Origin of the sequence: Marinobacter fuscus (assembly GCF_003007675.1) — a bacterium.
Classification (GTDB): domain Bacteria; phylum Pseudomonadota; class Gammaproteobacteria; order Pseudomonadales; family Oleiphilaceae; genus Marinobacter; species Marinobacter fuscus.
In genome coordinates this window covers 229,842-246,542 of sequence record NZ_PXNP01000009.1, presented here as the reverse complement: position 1 = coordinate 246,542, position 16,701 = coordinate 229,842, and the positions used below count along the sequence as shown (strand labels likewise).

The following is a 16,701-nucleotide window of genomic DNA, read 5'->3' as shown; positions in this document are numbered from 1 at the left end:
TTTCCTGTCGGTTTACCTCTTGCCCAATGGGTTTTCATGCCACAGATAACGGTGCTGGTTGTAAAATGGATGTTTCTTGTATGGTTTACTCTGAGGGCCAAACGAAGAGGCATCGTGGAATTGAGGTAAATTATATTCCGGATGATCAATATAATAAATAGTCGACTGTCTTTCAAAGAGACAGTCGACTACGGGTTTTGCTCTGACGTTCTGTATTTATTTAACTATGATTGTGATGCGTATTACTTTCTGATTTTCTTTCCTGGCGATTAACATTGGGCCCGCTAAAATCTTTGTGAGCTTGTATGTCTTTCATGCAGGTCATCATTTCGGTTTTCGTTTCGACTGTTTTATTTGGGTAAGTGCGCGCTTCATTGATCCGATCGGCCAATCCTGAATTGGCGGTGGCCATGGTCGAAAATAAAGTGGCAGCTGCGGCAGCGATAATGATTTTTTTCATGATGCTCTCCTTATTTACCTTGAACCGTTCAAGAAATTCAGTTCAGTTTCAGGTTTCTGTGGTTTACTTGAGCTTGATCAGGGTGTCGGCTGCTTGAAGCCCGAGCCAGCCGACGCTTGTGTCTCCACGAGTTAGCTTTACCGCAGGGGTTACCTTGCGGTATTTTTTTGGTTTTGCTCCAGTGCTTTGTGATAAGCACGCCCTTCTTCTGTCATCATTTGTACACGAGCCTCAAAACCCCCTTCAGACATCGCATAACGTGTCATTTCTCTGTGTAAGCGTTGCATATCTTCATTCTGAAGTATTTCTTCAATAGATGATTTGTCCATCATTTGGTTGTGCATTTCCTTCATGCCCTTACTGTCTGACATGTTGCCAGCAAGCACGGATGTTGAAAGAGTAAATGCTGCTGAAAATATAAGTAACGTTTTCATTTTTACACCTCCTGATTGGTTGGTGAGTTGATTAAAACACCGGTTTCTGAATTGATCCTGAAATTAAGATAAAGAATTCAAAAAAAGTAATTTTATTCAGCAATAACAGTATCTTGATATAAATCAAATTAAGTCATTTTGTTCTGTAATTCAGTTTGGTTTCAGGCAAGCGCCATAAGATTGCGTTTCAGAAATAATTCAATGGAGATATAATATTGTCCCTTCTTCTTCGCCTGATAAAGCTGGCCTTCCTCGGTGCTCTGCTTTTAACCAGTCTGCCCGGTTGGGCGGCACCCAGACTTGAATTGACGGGCGCAATTGATGCGGCCATCGAGAACGATCCCTGGCTGCGCCAGAGTGTGCAGATGCAGGATGCTCTGTTGGAAGAATCGGTTGCCGATGGCGCACTCCCGGACCCCCGAATGACGATTGGTGCCGCGAATTTGCCCACGGATACTTTTGATACCGGACAGGAGGCAATGACACAGGCCACCATTGGATTTACCCAGCGAATTCCGCGAGGTGATAGCCGTCAGCTGGCCAGTGAAAAAAAGCAGGAAATGGCAGGAGTTCAGCCTTTTCGACGCGAGAACCGCCGGGCGCAGGTCATGGAATCGGTAACCCATCTCTGGCTTGAGGTCTGGCGATCCCAGCAAAGCATCGGGCTGATTGAAGATAACCGCACTCTTTTTCAACAGTTAGAGGATGTCGCAGAGGCTGGGTATGCCTCAGCAAGCATGGGTTCCAGACAGCAGGATGTTATCCGTGCCTCGCTAGAATTGACTCGACTTGAAGACCGGCTGACGGTACTGCATTCGCAACAGGCATCAAACCGCGAGGCGCTGGCAGAGTGGATAGGCCCGGACCAGGCCAAGCTGGCTGTCAGTAAAGATGTACCCAACGAGTTGCTGAGAGTGTTTCCTCTGGGCTGGGCTGAAACATCCGCAGAGGCACTGATCCGTCATCCGTCGATCCGCGCGACTGATCAGTTGATTGATGCCCAGAGTGTTGACGTTGACTTGGCTCGCCAGGCCTACAAGCCGGAATGGTCAATATCTGCACAGTATGGATACAGGGAGCGGGCACCAAACGGTCAGGACAGGGCCGACCTGTTTTCTGTAGGCATTGGCTTTGATCTCCCGATCTTTACGGGCAACCGGCAGGATCGAAAACTGAATGCATCAGTGGCGCGACTGGAGGCGGTAAAAACAGAACGCATTTTGCAGATCCGGGGACTTCAGGCCAAAGCCCGTGCGGCCGTAGCCCGGATCGAACGACTGGATGACCGCATAGAGCTCTATGAACAGACCCTGCTGCCGCAAATGGAGGCGCAGGCAAGCGCAGCATTGACTGCTTACAACAACGATGACGGCGACTTCGCTGAGGCGGTACGAGCGCGAATTGCGGAGCTTGATACCCAGGTTGAATTGATACAGATGATGGCCGAGCGGGCCAAGAATCTGGCGAGTTTCCGTTATCTGACGTCCGACACTTCCGACATACCTTCCTTTTCACTGAATCGTTACCAGGACTGACCATCATGGCTAATTTTGCTCGCCCTTTGGGCTTTGTATTGCTCGGCGGCCTCGCCGGCGCAGGGGCCACGTACTGGCTTGACACTGACGCGACTTCGACGCCTACAGCTGAAATGGCAGCTTCTGGCCCAAAGGAGCCGCTGTATTGGGTAGCTCCGATGGACCCCAATTTTAAAAGTGACAAACCCGGGAAATCCCCGATGGGGATGGATCTAATCCCGGTGTACGAGGAGGGTGGGTCAGCTGAGGATCCAGCCGGGACGGTCCGAATTTCACCAACGGTCGTCAACAACCTTGGGGTTCGAACGGAGCCGGTGATTCAGGGGCGCCTGCCTAACAACATTACTACCGTAGGCTACGTGCAGTACAACGAAGACGAGATGGCCCACGTGCACCCTCGTGTTGAAGGCTGGATCGAAGCGCTCTATGTCAAAGCCGAGGGCGAGCCTGTTGAGCAAGGCAGGCCACTGTACACGCTGTACTCGCCCACCCTTGTAAATGCGCAGGAAGAACTGCTTCTGGCAATGAACCGCGGCAATCAGAGACTGGTTGATGCTGCAACCGAGCGATTGGTGGCGCTGAATGTACCGGCTAGCCTGATCAGCCAACTGCGCCAGAAGCGCGAAGTCCAGAGAACCATGACGGTTTACGCGCCGGGTTCCGGGGTGATCGAGAATCTGAATGTTCGGGAGGGTATGTTCATCAAGCCCGGAAACCGGGTTTTATCCATTGCCGCACTGGATGAGGTCTGGGTTATCGGCGAAGTGTTTGAAAGCCAGCTTTCCGCCGTAGAGGCCGGTAATCGGGTGCAGATGACACTGGATTACATGCCCGGTCGCGAGTGGCGCGGAAATGTGGATTACGTCTACCCCGAAGTGAACCCGAAAACCCGGACGGCGCAAGTGCGGATGCGCTTTGATAACGCTGATGGTGTCCTGATGCCAGGTATGTTCGCTCGCCTGGATGTTCAGGGCGAACGGGGACAACGGCAGTTCCTGGTGCCGCGGGAGTCGGTCATCCGCACCGGGCAGAGCGACCGACTGGTTCTGGCAATGGACGAGGGCGCCTTCAAGTCGGTTAACGTGACCGTTGGGCGCGTCGACGACAAGTATGCGGAAATACTCGATGGCCTCACGCCGGGCGACACAGTAGTCACATCCGCCCAGTTCCTGATCGATTCGGAATCCAGCAAAACCTCGGACTTCCAACGGATGTCATCGCCTCAGGATATGGATGAGCAGGGGATGGATCATGAAGGCATGGATCACAGCACCATGAGCCATGGCGGGGGCGAGTCATGATTGCCGCTATTATTCACTGGTCTATTCGTAACCGCTTCCTGGTGTTGCTGGCGACGTTGCTTATCACAGGGCTCGGCCTTTATTCGCTGAAACAAACGCCGGTGGATGCTCTGCCGGATCTGTCCGATGTGCAGGTCATTATCAAAACCAGTTTCCCGGGCCAGGCGCCGCAGGTGGTGGAAGACCAAGTCACCTACCCGATGACGACAGCCATGCTCTCGGTACCGGGCGCGAAAACGGTCAGGGGATACTCGTTCTTCGGTGACTCCTATGTTTACGTGATCTTCGATGAAGACACCGACATGTACTGGGCCCGCTCCCGGGTACTGGAATACCTGTCCCAGGTTGCGCCCAGCCTTCCAGACTCTGCAAGGCCTCAGCTCGGGCCAGACGCTACCGGAGTTGGCTGGGTTTACCTGTATGCGCTGGTAGACCGCACTGGGAACCAGGACCTAAGCCAGTTGCGCAGCCTGCAGGACTGGTTCCTGAAGTACGAACTGCAAACGGTGCCGGGTGTCTCTGAGGTGGCTGCGCTAGGCGGTATGGTGAAGCAGTACCAGGTCAAGGTCAGCCCGGAAAAACTCAGGGCGCTGGGAATTCCTCTGGCTCACATCCAGAACGCCATTAAGAGAGGCAACCAGGAAGTGGGCGCCTCCGTCATCGAGATGGCCGAGGCGGAATACATGGTGCGCACGTCTGGCTATATAAAGTCCCGTGAGGATCTTCTGTCGATTCCATTAGGACTCGATGACAACGGTACCCCCATATTGCTGAAAGATGTGGCCACCGTTGAAGTTGGCCCGCAGATGCGGCGTGGGGTTGCCGAACTGAATGGGGAAGGTGAAACCGTCGGCGGTGTTGTGGTGATGCGCTTTGGTGAGAACGCTCAGGCAACCATTAATGGCGTGAAGGCGAAACTGGAAGACCTGAAATCCAGTTTGCCTGAAGGCGTCGAGGTGGTGACGGTTTACGATCGCTCTGGTCTGATTGAGCGGGCGGTCAATAATCTCGGCTTCAAGCTGCTTGAAGAGTTTCTGGTGGTGGGCCTGGTGTGCATCGTCTTCCTGTTCCACGTGCGCTCGTCGCTGGTGGCGATTCTTAGCCTTCCCGTGGGTATTCTGGCGGCCTTTATCGTCATGCACTGGCAAGGCATCAATGCCAACATCATGTCACTCGGGGGGATTGCCATCGCTATCGGCGCCATGATTGATGGTGCTATTGTAATGATCGAGAACATGCACAAACACATGGAGCGAACCCCGTTAACGTCTGAGAACCGATGGGAAGTCGTTGCACGGTCAGCCTCTGAGGTCGGGCCCGCGCTGTTTTTCTCGCTCCTGATCATTACCGTCAGTTTTGTGCCGGTGTTTGCCCTGGAGGCGCAGGAAGGGCGGATGTTTTCTCCCCTGGCGTTCACCAAAACCTACGCCATGGCGGCGAGTGCGGCCCTGGCGGTGACGCTGGTGCCGGTGCTGATGGGCTATTTCATTCGCGGCAAGGTGCTGCCGGAGCACAAGAACCCCGTGAACCGCCTGCTGGTTGGCGTTTATATGCCGGTGCTGAAGCTGGTGTTACGCTTCCCGAAAACGACGGTTATTGTTGCGTTGCTGGCATTGGCTGTGGGCCTTTGGCCAGCCACCAAAATCGGCAGTGAATTCATCCCGCCACTGGATGAAGGCGACCTGATGTACATGCCCACCACCTACCCGGGCATCTCCATTGGTAAGGCTCGGGAACTGTTGCAGCAAACGGACAAGCTGATTGCCACCGTACCCGAAGTCGAAACCGTGTTCGGCAAAGTGGGGCGGGCGGATACCGCTACCGATCCGGCTCCATTGACGATGATCGAGACCTTCATCCAGCTCAAGCCGAGGGATCAATGGCGGGAAGGCATGACCACCGAAAAGCTGAAGCATGAGCTCAATACTCTGATTCGGTTCCCGGGGGTAACCAATGCCTGGGTTATGCCGATCATCACGCGCATCGATATGCTGGCAACGGGTATTAAAACGCCGGTGGGCATCAAGATTGCCGGTCCGGACCTTACCGTCATCCAGAACATCGGTAAACGCCTTGAGGAAGTCATGGTCGACATCCCCGGTACAGCCTCCGTTTACTCTGAGCGAGTCGCTGGGGGCCGCTACATCAAGGTGGATATTGTTCGTGAGCGTGCCGCTCGTTATGGGCTGAATATCGCTGATGTTCAGCAGGTAGTGGCCTCCGCTATTGGTGGAATCAACGTTTCCAGAACCATCGAGGGACTTGAGCGGTATCCCATTAATCTTCGTTATCCGGAAGACTACCGGGATTCGCCCGAGAAGCTGGAGCAACTGCCCATCGTGACCGCATCCGGCCAGCGCATTGCCCTGGCAGATGTGGCGGAGATCGGCGTGGAGGATGGCCCGCCGGCCATTAAGAGTGAGAATGCCCGCCTGAACGGCTGGACCTTTGTGGATATTGAGGGTGTCGATGTAGGCACCTATGTTGAACAGGCCATGGTTACCGTGAGTGAAGAGCTGGATCTACCTCCCGGTTATTCAATCAACTGGTCTGGTCAGTATGAGTACATGCTCCGTGCGAAGGAAAAACTGACCTATGTGGTGCCGTTAACGCTGGCCATCATCGTCATCCTGCTGTTTCTTAACTTCCGCCGTTTTGCCGAAGTGGGGATTATTATGGGCACGCTACCGTTTGCGATGATCGGTGCTATCTGGCTGATGTATCTGCTTGGTTATAATTTTTCGGTAGCCGTCGGTGTCGGTTTCATTGCGCTGGCCGGCGTAGCGGTAGAGATTGGGGTGATCATGCTGGTGTATTTGAATCAGGCTTATAACGAAATGCTGGAAACGTGTGATGACAAAGGGCTGACGCCAAGGCGAGAAACCCTCCGCCATGCCGTACTACACGGTGCCGGTATGCGGGTTCGGCCAATCATGATGACGGCGGCCGCCATTATCGGGGGGCTTGTGCCCATTATGATTGGCACCGGTACAGGGTCGGAGGTGATGGGCCGGATTGCGGCACCTATGGTGGGCGGTATGATTTCCGCTGTCATTCTGGCGCTGCTGGTGATTCCTGTGCTCTTTTATCTCTGGAAACAGCGAACTCTTGGTGAGTAACGCCGATAGCAAGGTGCCAGGATTCGGCCTGGCACCTTGCTATCACGTCTTTACCGGTTATCACGATCATTCGCAGAGTGCCTACCCGTCTACTGCGCATATTCCAAAATCTATTTGCCTGAACGTTCGCTTTGCGACCAGAAGCACCTAAACAAAAGCGAACGTTCAAGATCCTCCACTGCGAACCGGTTTTTAATTCAGTCCTGAAGAACAATGAGCCGCTTCAATGGTTCGGCAATGCAAAGCCATTAGTTAACGAAATAGCGGCCCCATTTGTTCATGAAACCTGTTTATACGCAGTATTTGAGCATGAAGCCATGGACCGTTCCCTGTAGTTTGGCTGTAGGAAGCTCAACCAAGCCTTCCGAGAACCGGAAACGTCGACAACATCCACGACGCAAAGAGTGTCATCCGACCGGTGAGCACCATTACTCCCATTACAACGAGCACCAAGCCAGCAAGCGCTCTCAGCAGTCTACTCCAGCGACTGAGCCAGCGTACTCGTTGCCGAAAGTGTTCAATAAACAGGGCGGTTCCGAGAAAAGGAAGAGCCAACCCCAACGAATACGCCGCCAGATACAGCATGCCCGCCTCAGCATTGGCATGCGTGGAGCTGAGCGCCAATATGGCCCCGAGTATGGGGCCTATACAGGGTGTCCAGCCGATGGCAAACGCGGCGCCAATTCCCCAGGTTGCAAGATCAGGAATTTAGTCAGTAGGGCACCTACTTCGGTATACGCCTATATTTTCGGTTTGAAAATAAGTGAACGTTCATTTATTTTAGGCCGACCAATTTGAAGCGTTGAGCAGACAAATGCGGCAAAGAGACGACTCGAAACGAATAGCCTTCCTGGAAGCTACCGTGAGGGAAGTAGCAGATCACGGTTTTTCAGCAACCTCGGTTGGCAAGATAGCCAAGGCTGCGGGTTTGTCACCAGCCACGCTGTACATCTATTACGAAGATGCTGTACATCTATTACGAAGATAAAGAACAGCTTTTATTGGCGACATTTTATTACGTCAGCGATCAGGTCATTGATGCGGCGCTGGACAGTTTTTCTCGCGGGAAAGATCTGCGTGAAGGACTGCGACGCCAGTGGCACACACTGTTCCGGATCGGCCTTGAGCGTCCGGAACTATTCCGCTACCACGAGACGTTCACGCATTCTGCTTGGATGACTCCCGAGATCCAGGCACGAAACGAAAGCCGAGCCGCAAATCTTTTGAATGCAGTTGATCAGGGAAAGCAATCCGGGCTGATCAAACCGGTACCTTTTCCACTTCTCGAAACGTTTATGTTCCGCCCGATTTACCACCTCGTTCAACGATGCCTGCAAGGGTCGTTCGAAGGTACCGATGAGCATATCGAATTAGCGTTTAATATGGCTTGGGATGCGGTTGCCGATCGTCGGAATACCTAATTTTTTCTGGAGAGTGACGCGTTATGAAATTCAAGATAGTCAGTACCGCCATGCCCTTGAGAGGCCTACAAGCGCTTGCAATGCTTTCGAGCCTCCTGGTGATGGGATGTTCGGCGGAGGCGCCCCCTCTGACACAGCAAACTGTCTACCCGGTAAAGCTCATGACGCTGGAGCAGGCGCAGTCAGGCACGCTCAATCAGTATCCGGGCAGAGTCTCGGCGTCTGACCATTCAGAACTCTCTTTCAGAGTGGGAGGAGAGCTGACGGAGCTGGCCGTTAAAGCAGGCGACACTGTGGAAAAAGGGGAGGTCGTTGCCCGCCTGGACGATCGGGACGCAAGAACCCGCCTGGAAAACGCCCGGTCAAATTTCAATCTGGCACAGGCCACCTTCGAGCGAATGCGAATATCGTTGGAGCGCCAGGCCATCAGTCAGGCCCGTTTCGATGAGGCCGAGGCCGAGTACCTCTCTGCCAGAGCGCAACTGGCCAGCGCGGAGGACCAACTTTCCTATACCGTTCTCAAAGCGCCATTTGATGGCGTCATTTCACGGGTGCCGGTGGATGTCTTTCAGGTTGTATCAGCGCAGCAGGCCATTGCCGAACTGCAACGGCCCGGCTCTATCGACGTCTCGTTCCAGATGCCTGAACAACAGGTCCGCCGCCTTCAACCACAGAGATCCAGGAACGTTCGCGCCAATGGCAACACTATCGCGTGGGTACAGTTTCCCGAGCTTCCCGATAAACGCTACGCCGCGAGCTACAAAGAGCATGACAGCAATGCCTCTCAGGGGTCGCTCAGTTATGAGGTTACCGTAACGCTCCCTGAACCCGAGGACATCACAGTGCTTTCGGGGATGAGCGCGACCGTTCTGCTTGATTACGGCACATTGGCTGGAGAGAGCGCCCCGTCGTGGCTGATACCAACCGCGGCGCTTGTAACACCTGACGCAGAACCCGGCACTAGCGTGGTTTGGCGATACGTGGCTGCTGCCGATGGTGAGAATGGCGATAACACGGGCAGCGTCGAGCCGGTGGATGTCGAGCCGGGTAAGAAAATGAACGATGGCGTGCTTGTTCGGGGAGAGCTCAGCCCGGGCGACAGAATCGTGGTTGCCGGCGCTCACCGGATGAACAGGGATCGTTCGGTCCGTCCCTGGGAAAAAGAGGGCGGGCTCTGAGATGGTCGATTATTTTCTTGATCGGAAGTCCATCAGCTGGATGGTCACGCTGTTGCTTGGGGTTGGGGGCATGTTCGCGTTTCTGGGTCTTGGCCAGCTTGAATTCCCGGAGTTCACGTTACGTTCCGCCTTGGTGACCACCCAATATCCCGGAGCAACGCCTCTTGAAGTCGAGGAGGAGGTTACGCTGCCTCTGGAAAAAGCGATCCAGCAGATGCCGGGCATCGATGACATTACTTCGGTGAACTCGGACGGCTTGTCGCAGATTACTGTCCAACTCAAGAAGACGGTCAGAGAAGGGGAGTTAGACCAGTATTGGGATATCCTTCGGCGAAAGATTAATGATGCCCAGCCTGGTCTGCCACCAGGCGTGAACACGTCCATCGTGAACGATGACTTTGGCGATGTCTTCGGCCTGCTGCTCACGTTGCGTGGTGACGGCTACTCGCTGAAAGATCTTGGTGACCATGCGGATCTCATTCAGCGAGAACTGCGATTGTTGGAGGGCGTCGCAAAAGTCAGTATCGGTGGTCGTGTCGACGAGCAGATGATCGTGTCACTGGACCGTGACCGTATGCGTGCTCTTGGCATCTCGCCAGAATACCTGGCAAGCCTTCTGAATGCGCAGAATACGGTGGGCAACGCTGGCCACCTGCGCAGTGAAGGGCTGTCGTTATCCGTTCAGCCAACCGGTCAGCTTGATTCCGTTCAGGCACTTGAGCAACTGGCAGTTGGAAGCGCTGATTCGGGTATTATCCGGCTCAGCGATCTGGCCGAAGTTCGCAGGGTGACCAATGACTCACCCGCCTTGCTTTACCACTCTGACGGATTGCCTGCTTTGACCATCGGCGTGTCATTTGCAGAGGGCACCAACGTTGTTGATGTAGGTGAGAGTCTCAATGAGGCTTTGAAACGCCTGGAAAAACAGCAACCCATCGGCATGACACTGAACACAGTGTATAACCAGCCTGAAGTAGTCGAGGAGGCAGTATCTGCTTTTCTCATGAACCTTGCTCAGGCGGTGGGCATTGTCATTATTGTGCTTTTGCTGTTCATGGGGCTGCGAAGTGGCCTGCTCATGGGGCTGATCCTGCTGATTACCATCATGGGTACATTCGTGCTTATGGCAATACACGGTATTCAGCTCCAGAAGATTTCATTGGGTGCGCTGATCATTGCGCTGGGGATGCTGGTCGATAATGCCATCGTCGTCACCGAGGGCATGATGATTAGCCTTTCCAAGGGCAAGTCCAAAAGGCAGGCAGCCAAAGAAGTGGTCTCGCAGAACCGGTACCCGCTGCTCGGCGCTACCGTGATTGCCATTACGGCCTTTGCTCCTATCGGCCTTTCACCAGACACCACCGGAGAATTCATTGGCTCCCTGTTCTGGGTTCTGTGCTACTCGCTTTTCCTGAGCTGGCTGACGGCACTCACTCTGACCCCGTTTTTCTTTGATATGTTCTATCCCGACAAGCTCGAGAGTGTCGGGCAGTCATCCGATAACGACCCCTATAAGGGAATTGTTTTCGTCGTCTTCCGCCGCCTGCTGACCTACGCGATTCATTATCGCTTCGTGACATTAACACTTGCGATCGCGCTTCTGGCTGGGGTTCTATCGTTCTCGGGACAGGTTAAGAATGCTTTCTTCCCGAATGCCACAACGCCACTCTTCTTTGTTGACCTTTGGTTGCCCGAGGGCGCCGACATCTTGCAAACCGAAGAGACCGTAAAGCGGCTGGAATCGCGCGTGAATGACATGGACCAGGTCGTTCAGGTGACCAGTGTCACCGGTGGCGGAGCCCAGCGTTTTACGTTGACGTATTCACCGGAGCAGCGATACGCCAGTTTTGGCCAATTGATCGTAGAGACCCGGGATAAGGCGTCGAGAGAGGCCCGTATGGAGGAAGTCATTGAGCAACTGCGTACAGACTTCCCGAACGTGCATTACAAAGTGCAGGCTTTGCAGGTGGGGCCCTCAGCCAAAGCCAGTCTTGAAGCTCGTATCTTTGGAGAAGATCCCGAAGAACTCCGGAAAATCGGTGTGCGCGTGCAGGCAATTTTTGAAAATGAACCTCTGGCCGACAGCGTGCGCTTGTCCTGGGGTAATCGGGAAGCCGTGATCGTACCGGAGTTCCTCGAAGAACAGGCCCGGCGCCTTGGCGTATCTCGCGAATCACTGCACCAGGCGTTGTTGCTGAATAATCAGGGGCAGCAGGTTGGAGTGTACCGTGAGGGGAGCGACCTCATTCCGATCATTATGCGGTTAAGAGAGGAGCAGCGTTTTGACATCGAAAACCTTACCTCGATCAATGTCTGGAGTGAAGAGCAGGGCCGCTATGTCAGCGCGGGCAACGTCATCAATGCCATCAATACGGAACTGCGGGATCCGTTGATAAAACGCAGAAACAGGGAGCGGATGTTGGCGGTTTATGCCGAACCCATGCCTTTGTCGGGGGAGACGGCGGCGAGTGTGCTGGAGAGGATCCGCCCGCAGGTCGACGCGCTGGAGCTTCCCCACGGCTATTCGATTGAGTGGGGTGGAGAGTACGAGACCTCATCCGAAGCTCAGACTTCGCTTTTCTCCTCGCTGCCTCTTGGACTGCTGGGGATGTTCATTATTTCGATGCTGTTGTTCGGTAGCTTCCGACAGGCTCTGTCTATCTGGATGATTGTTCCTCTCATGATGATTGGAATCATTGGTGGACTGGTATTGCTCGGCGCGCCTTTTACATTCATGGCGCTGCTCGGGACTCTGAGTCTGATCGGTATGGTACTGAAGAATGCCATTGTGCTGGTTGAGGAGATCAATATTCAGTTAGAACAGCAGGATGATGCATTCACTGCGGTGGTTGAGGCCGCGGTAAGCCGGGTACGACCTGTGCTTATGGCGGCCGTAACCACCATGTTGGGAATGATTCCTCTGTTCAGCGATGCCTTCTTCGCGAGCATGGCGCTGGTTATCGTGTTCGGTTTGGGTGTTGCAACGGTATTGACGTTAGTGGTGCTGCCAGTGGTGTACTGCACGTTAATGAGAATTGCTTATCATCAATAACGCACCCGCTGTTTTTCAGGCGTCTTTTTTTCCTCCGGACAAGCGATCCGGAGGAAAAAAGCCTCCGGCAATCATTGCATTCATCAGTTCGCCTACTTTTGCACGCAGGTCATCCCTCAACAACCTCATTGCCGGCGTTATTGACTGTCGGGTAGGACAAATCAGCCACAGCTCGGATACCGGCGGCGCATAGTCCGGCATGATTGTGGTGACACGGCCTGCAAGCAGATCATCCGACATATCAAGACACGATTTTATCGCAAGACCGCGACCAGCGACGCACCACCGGCGAACCAGATCGCCATCGTTTGAGGCGCGATCGCCCGTCATTTTGACTCGATATTCCTCGTCTCCCCGTTTGAACGTCCAGAGGTCAAATGGGATGTCCTGCAACTGATAGAACAGTCCGTTGTGGTTCTCAAGGTCATCAGGATGAATGGGGCGACCATGACGCGAAAGGTAATCAGGAGATGCGCAAAGCAGGCGCGGCACATCGCAAATTTTGAAGCCATACAGGTTGGTGTCACTGGGCGCGCCGTAGCGAAGCGCCATGTCGACCGAATCCCGGTAAAAGTCCACGTTGGTGTCAGTAATCTGAACTCTGAGATTCAAACCTGGATGCGTTGCCATCAATTCGTCGATCCAGGGCACAACGCGGTTACGACCAAGATCGGATGAAACCGAAAGCCGGATTTCGCCTGTTACAGAGTCAACTTCAGATCGAAGGTTCTGTTGCGCCTGGCTCAACAAGTCAATCGCTTGTTTGCAGTGAGGCAAGTATTTCTCGCCGGCGGCAGATAACCGCAACCTTCGCGTGGAGCGTACGAATAACTCTACACCCAGCTCCTGTTCTACGCGCTTTACTGCGGCGCTGGCTGTGGCAGCTCGCATATCAAGGCTGGTGGCGGCAGCGGTAATGTTGCGGAATTCAGCGACCCTCAAAACCACGATCAGATCATCAAGACTCATTTTCAAAAATTCTTTGAATATGTTTAACAAATTTTCCCGTTTATCCGAGTGTAAACGGCGACCATACTGTGCGCTACTCGAAAGTCATTGCGGAGACAGATAATGAAAGCTGTTGGATATCGGGAATCTCTTCCTATCGAAAACCCTGATGCGCTGCAAAATGTTGAGATGGAACGTCCCGTCGCAAAAGGCCGGGACCTGCTGGTCAGAGTCAAAGCCATCGGCATGAACCCTGTTGACTTCAAGGTACGCCAGCGGGCGGAGCCGGAACCAGGCCAGATCAAAGTACTTGGATGGGATGCCGTTGGAGAGGTAGTGGCAACAGGCGAGGGCGCTTCACTCTTCAAAGAAGGTGACACCGTATTTTATGCCGGTGACGTTACCCGTCAGGGCAGCAACGCCGAATACCAGGTTGTCGATGAGCGTCTGGTTGGTCGGAAGCCTGCCAGCCTGTCCGACGCCGATGCTGCAGCGTTGCCCCTGACCACGATAACAGCATGGGAAATGCTGTTTGACCACCTGCAACTTGAGCGACAGTTGGCTGGGTCCATCACTCCAAGCGACGACGTGGTCCTTGTGATTGGCGCCGCAGGAGGCGTGGGTTCAATTCTAGTTCAATTGATCAAACAGCTAACAGGCGCGAAAGTACTCGCTACGGCATCTCGCCCGGAATCGAAGGCCTGGGTTGAATCATTGGGTGCGGATTTTGTTCTGAATCACCGTGAACCCTTGCAGCCCCAGATCGAAACACTGGTGTCTGCTGGCAAAATTGGTTCTGTAACCCATGTGGCCAGTCTTAACGCCACAGATCAATACTTCGACGATTATGTGGCGGTGCTTAGGCCGTTTGGAAAGATTGCCATGATCGACGATCCCGCAAGTCTGGACGTAATGAAAATCAAGCCGAAGAGTCTGTCATTACACATTGAATTCATGTTCGCCCGCTCAATGCACCAGGCGGATGATATGCAGGTTCAGCACGACTTGTTGAATGAGGTCTCACGGCTTGTAGATCAAGGCTTCATCCGCACAACTGCAGGGAAGCACCTCGGAGCGATCAACGCCGAGAATCTACGTGCCGCACACGCCGAACTGGAATCAGGAACCGCCGTTGGCAAGATTGTGCTGGAGGGTTTTGCCTGACGTAAATTCCAACTCACCGGCTCGTATAACAAACCATGCGTTCCGATCACGGAACTACCCCGATAGACATGGCATACCAGAGCCGGCCGTCAGCTTGCTTTTTCAGTTTGGCTCCACTGCTTGGGTGACAGGCCATACAGGCGTTTGAACTCCCGGCTGAACTGAGACGAGCTCAGGTAACCCACGTCCATGGCGGCAACGCTGACGTTTTGGCCTTCAGCAATTTTCATCGCGGCCTTGTTGAGCCGCATGGATTTCAGAAACTGAATGGGCGACATGTTTGTCGCCTGTTTGAATTTGCGATGGAACACCGCCCGGCTCATGCCAGCCTGATCAGCCAGGTCTTCAATTGTGACAGTTTTGTCCAGGTTGGATGACAGGAACTCAATCGAGCGGGCGATTTCGTTCCCAACACCAAATGCGTTTCTGAATGAATGGCCGGCTTCACCTTTCAGTAATTCGTAGTAGAACTCATGCAAACGGCTCAGGGGTGCCGTTAGCTGACCGAGCAATGACCACACCGGGTTGCGCAATAGGGCGTCACTGGGCGATGTGCCTGTTTCGCTAAGCGCTGTTTCCAGGTTGATGGATGGCAGCATGTCCTTGTAGGCAACGGACGTTCGAAAATCATTTGCCCTGATAGCCATATAGGCCGCTTTAAGGTCCGGGCGACGCTGCAATGTTTGCTCTGCAAGGTCGGACAGGGGTAAAAGAACCTGCGGATAGTCGGCGGAAATGACCGTGCTAGCCTGGCTTCGCCCGAGCAACAGGTTCAACGCCCTTTGCTGTTGCTGCAGGGATTCCTGAACTGCAATCAATGTCGCCCTGGCACTGGCCGCAGAGCTTTGGGCGCTGTCCAGATCTTCAAGGTCACCCAGTCCCGAGCGGTAACGCTGAAGAATCCACTGTTCGTTTTTTTCCAATAGCTCCGCGCGTTGCTTTTCGATGGCAACGGAGCGATTCAGATTCACCAGTTTCAACCAGCCCTGCATGACCTCGGCTGCGAGCGTATCCCGCGCAGCTTGGTAGAGAGCCAGCTGTTCAGCAACGTCACTGGCGGCAGCCGACGCCTCATCAGAAATCTTCGACCACAAATCCAGCTCCCAGCTGATGCTGACGGTGCCGGTGTAGGCAGTATCTAGACCGTCAGTGTTATTCGCGACGAATCCAGCCTCGACGTCGGGGAGTTGATCCGCCTGAGTCGCTCGGTATTGAGCACGGAGAATTTGGAGTGAAAGCCGTGTTTGCTGGAAATCAGGATTGGCCGCGCGCGCTTCGACAATAAGCGCGTCCAGGTCATGGCTGTTGACCAGCTCATTCAGGTAGGCTGTTTCGAGACCAACCTCCATCTCAAACTTGGAGACGACGTTCTGACGCTCGGAATCGGCCTGAGCGAGATAGTCCGTTCTCGTGGACAACGAACTGCAGCCTGCAATAACCAGGCAGCATAAAGCAGTCAGCACTACTTTCGAGCAGGGCAAGCGATACATAGGTAAAGTCCATTCGGGCGCGGTCAAATCTGCGGTAAACGACGGGATACGGACTATCTAGGAGGTGGTTAATGGAGGGTTAAGACCTTCATGGACCTGCCTATTATCTACGGCGACGACCAATGGATGCTCCATGAAGAACAGGGCCATGCGCGTGTCACGAAGACCAAAGAAGCATTCGAAGCAGCCGCCGCCCCGACGTGGCGGAAGAGTACAAGAACTACTGCGGTGAAGGACGCATAAAATGGCTTAAAAACGGCGAACCTGTCACTCCGCATGTTGCTGAGCGCCGCGAACAGGTAGAACAGGTTGGTGTTCTTCGACAGGCTGCGATCGCGGACTTTGGCATAACTTAACTGCCGCTTGATGGTGCGAAAGGGATGCTCCGAGTTCAAAAAGTCCGTCAACTGGACCAGAGTGTTCCAGTGCAATTCCACGAATCGGCCCGTTAGGCTGGCGCTATCTTCCAAGCTGAATGTTCGCTTTGCGACCGTAGCAGCTAAACAAAAGCGGACATTCGAGTCAGAGCTTTCCCCCAGAGCGTGCAAGCTAATCACAGCCATTTCATCAAGTGTGATTGGCGGAGCAAATTGCATACG

The 16,701-nt window shown here is 53.8% G+C and carries 12 protein-coding genes and 2 pseudogenes; 8 read left to right on the top strand and 6 right to left on the bottom strand.

Features of this window, described 5'->3' with window-relative positions; genetic code table 11:
• Positions 1-220: 220 nt before the first annotated feature.
• On the bottom strand, positions 221-460 hold the full coding sequence (locus C7H09_RS19825) for a hypothetical protein (RefSeq protein WP_165794763.1): 240 nt from the start codon (positions 458-460) through the stop codon (positions 221-223).
• 149 nt (positions 461-609) lie between these two features.
• A complete protein-coding gene (locus C7H09_RS02170; protein WP_106761004.1) occupies positions 610-894 on the bottom strand; it encodes a hypothetical protein in 285 nt (94 codons plus the stop codon).
• A gap of 215 nt (positions 895-1,109) precedes the next feature.
• On the opposite strand from C7H09_RS02170, the gene C7H09_RS02165 reads away from it, so the two are divergent.
• From C7H09_RS02165 to C7H09_RS02155, 3 genes are read left to right on the top strand one after another with little or no spacing between them, the layout of a single operon-like run.
• Positions 1,110-2,429, top strand: coding sequence for a TolC family protein (locus C7H09_RS02165; protein WP_106761003.1), 1,320 nt, complete (start codon positions 1,110-1,112; stop codon positions 2,427-2,429).
• A 5-nt stretch (positions 2,430-2,434) separates the two neighbouring features.
• Positions 2,435-3,730: an efflux RND transporter periplasmic adaptor subunit gene (locus C7H09_RS02160; protein WP_106761002.1), complete on the top strand. Its 1,296-nt coding sequence runs from the start codon at positions 2,435-2,437 to the stop codon at positions 3,728-3,730.
• Positions 3,727-6,849: an efflux RND transporter permease subunit gene (locus C7H09_RS02155; protein ID WP_106761001.1), complete on the top strand. Its 3,123-nt coding sequence runs from the start codon at positions 3,727-3,729 to the stop codon at positions 6,847-6,849. The genes C7H09_RS02160 and C7H09_RS02155 overlap by 4 nt, the downstream gene beginning before the upstream one ends.
• Positions 6,850-7,200: 351 nt before the next feature.
• Here C7H09_RS02155 and C7H09_RS02145 read toward each other — a convergent pair.
• A pseudogene (locus tag C7H09_RS02145) lies at positions 7,201-7,530 on the bottom strand (cytochrome c biogenesis CcdA family protein); the annotation flags it as partial.
• Between the two features lie 133 nt (positions 7,531-7,663).
• On the opposite strand from C7H09_RS02145, the gene C7H09_RS20475 reads away from it, so the two are divergent.
• Genes C7H09_RS20475 through C7H09_RS02125 form a run of 4 tightly spaced genes read left to right on the top strand, consistent with a single transcriptional unit; the run spans position 7,664 to position 12,500 of the window.
• Positions 7,664-7,837, top strand: coding sequence for a helix-turn-helix domain-containing protein (locus C7H09_RS20475; protein ID WP_338064009.1), 174 nt, complete (start codon positions 7,664-7,666; stop codon positions 7,835-7,837).
• Positions 7,812-8,270, top strand: a complete 459-nt coding sequence (locus tag C7H09_RS02135) for a TetR family transcriptional regulator C-terminal domain-containing protein (RefSeq protein ID WP_240616482.1) — start codon at positions 7,812-7,814, stop codon at positions 8,268-8,270. The genes C7H09_RS20475 and C7H09_RS02135 overlap by 26 nt, the downstream gene beginning before the upstream one ends.
• A 23-nt stretch (positions 8,271-8,293) precedes the next feature.
• Positions 8,294-9,448, top strand: coding sequence for an efflux RND transporter periplasmic adaptor subunit (locus C7H09_RS02130; RefSeq protein WP_106761000.1), 1,155 nt, complete (start codon positions 8,294-8,296; stop codon positions 9,446-9,448).
• A 1-nt stretch (position 9,449) separates the two neighbouring features.
• Positions 9,450-12,500 (top strand): efflux RND transporter permease subunit, encoded by a 3,051-nt coding sequence (locus C7H09_RS02125; protein ID WP_106760999.1) that lies wholly within the window; start codon positions 9,450-9,452, stop codon positions 12,498-12,500.
• 15 nt (positions 12,501-12,515) lie between these two features.
• On the opposite strand, the gene C7H09_RS02120 is transcribed toward C7H09_RS02125, so the two are convergent.
• Entirely contained in the window at positions 12,516-13,469 is a 954-nt protein-coding gene (locus C7H09_RS02120; RefSeq protein ID WP_008172295.1) for a LysR family transcriptional regulator, read from the bottom strand.
• A 102-nt stretch (positions 13,470-13,571) separates the two neighbouring features.
• Between C7H09_RS02120 and C7H09_RS02115 the strand changes: the two genes are divergently transcribed.
• A complete protein-coding gene (locus tag C7H09_RS02115) occupies positions 13,572-14,612 on the top strand; it encodes a zinc-binding alcohol dehydrogenase family protein (protein WP_008172298.1) in 1,041 nt (346 codons plus the stop codon).
• Positions 14,613-14,701: 89 nt separating this feature from the next.
• On the opposite strand, the gene C7H09_RS02110 is transcribed toward C7H09_RS02115, so the two are convergent.
• Together C7H09_RS02110 and C7H09_RS20515 are read right to left on the bottom strand one after the other, a co-directional pair.
• The gene (locus tag C7H09_RS02110) at positions 14,702-16,102 is read right to left on the bottom strand and encodes a TolC family protein (protein ID WP_106760998.1); all 1,401 of its coding nucleotides are present in this window, start codon (positions 16,100-16,102) and stop codon (positions 14,702-14,704) included.
• 275 nt (positions 16,103-16,377) lie between these two features.
• A pseudogene (locus tag C7H09_RS20515) lies at positions 16,378-16,488 on the bottom strand (IS5/IS1182 family transposase); the annotation flags it as partial.
• Between the last annotated feature and the right edge of the window lie 213 nt (positions 16,489-16,701).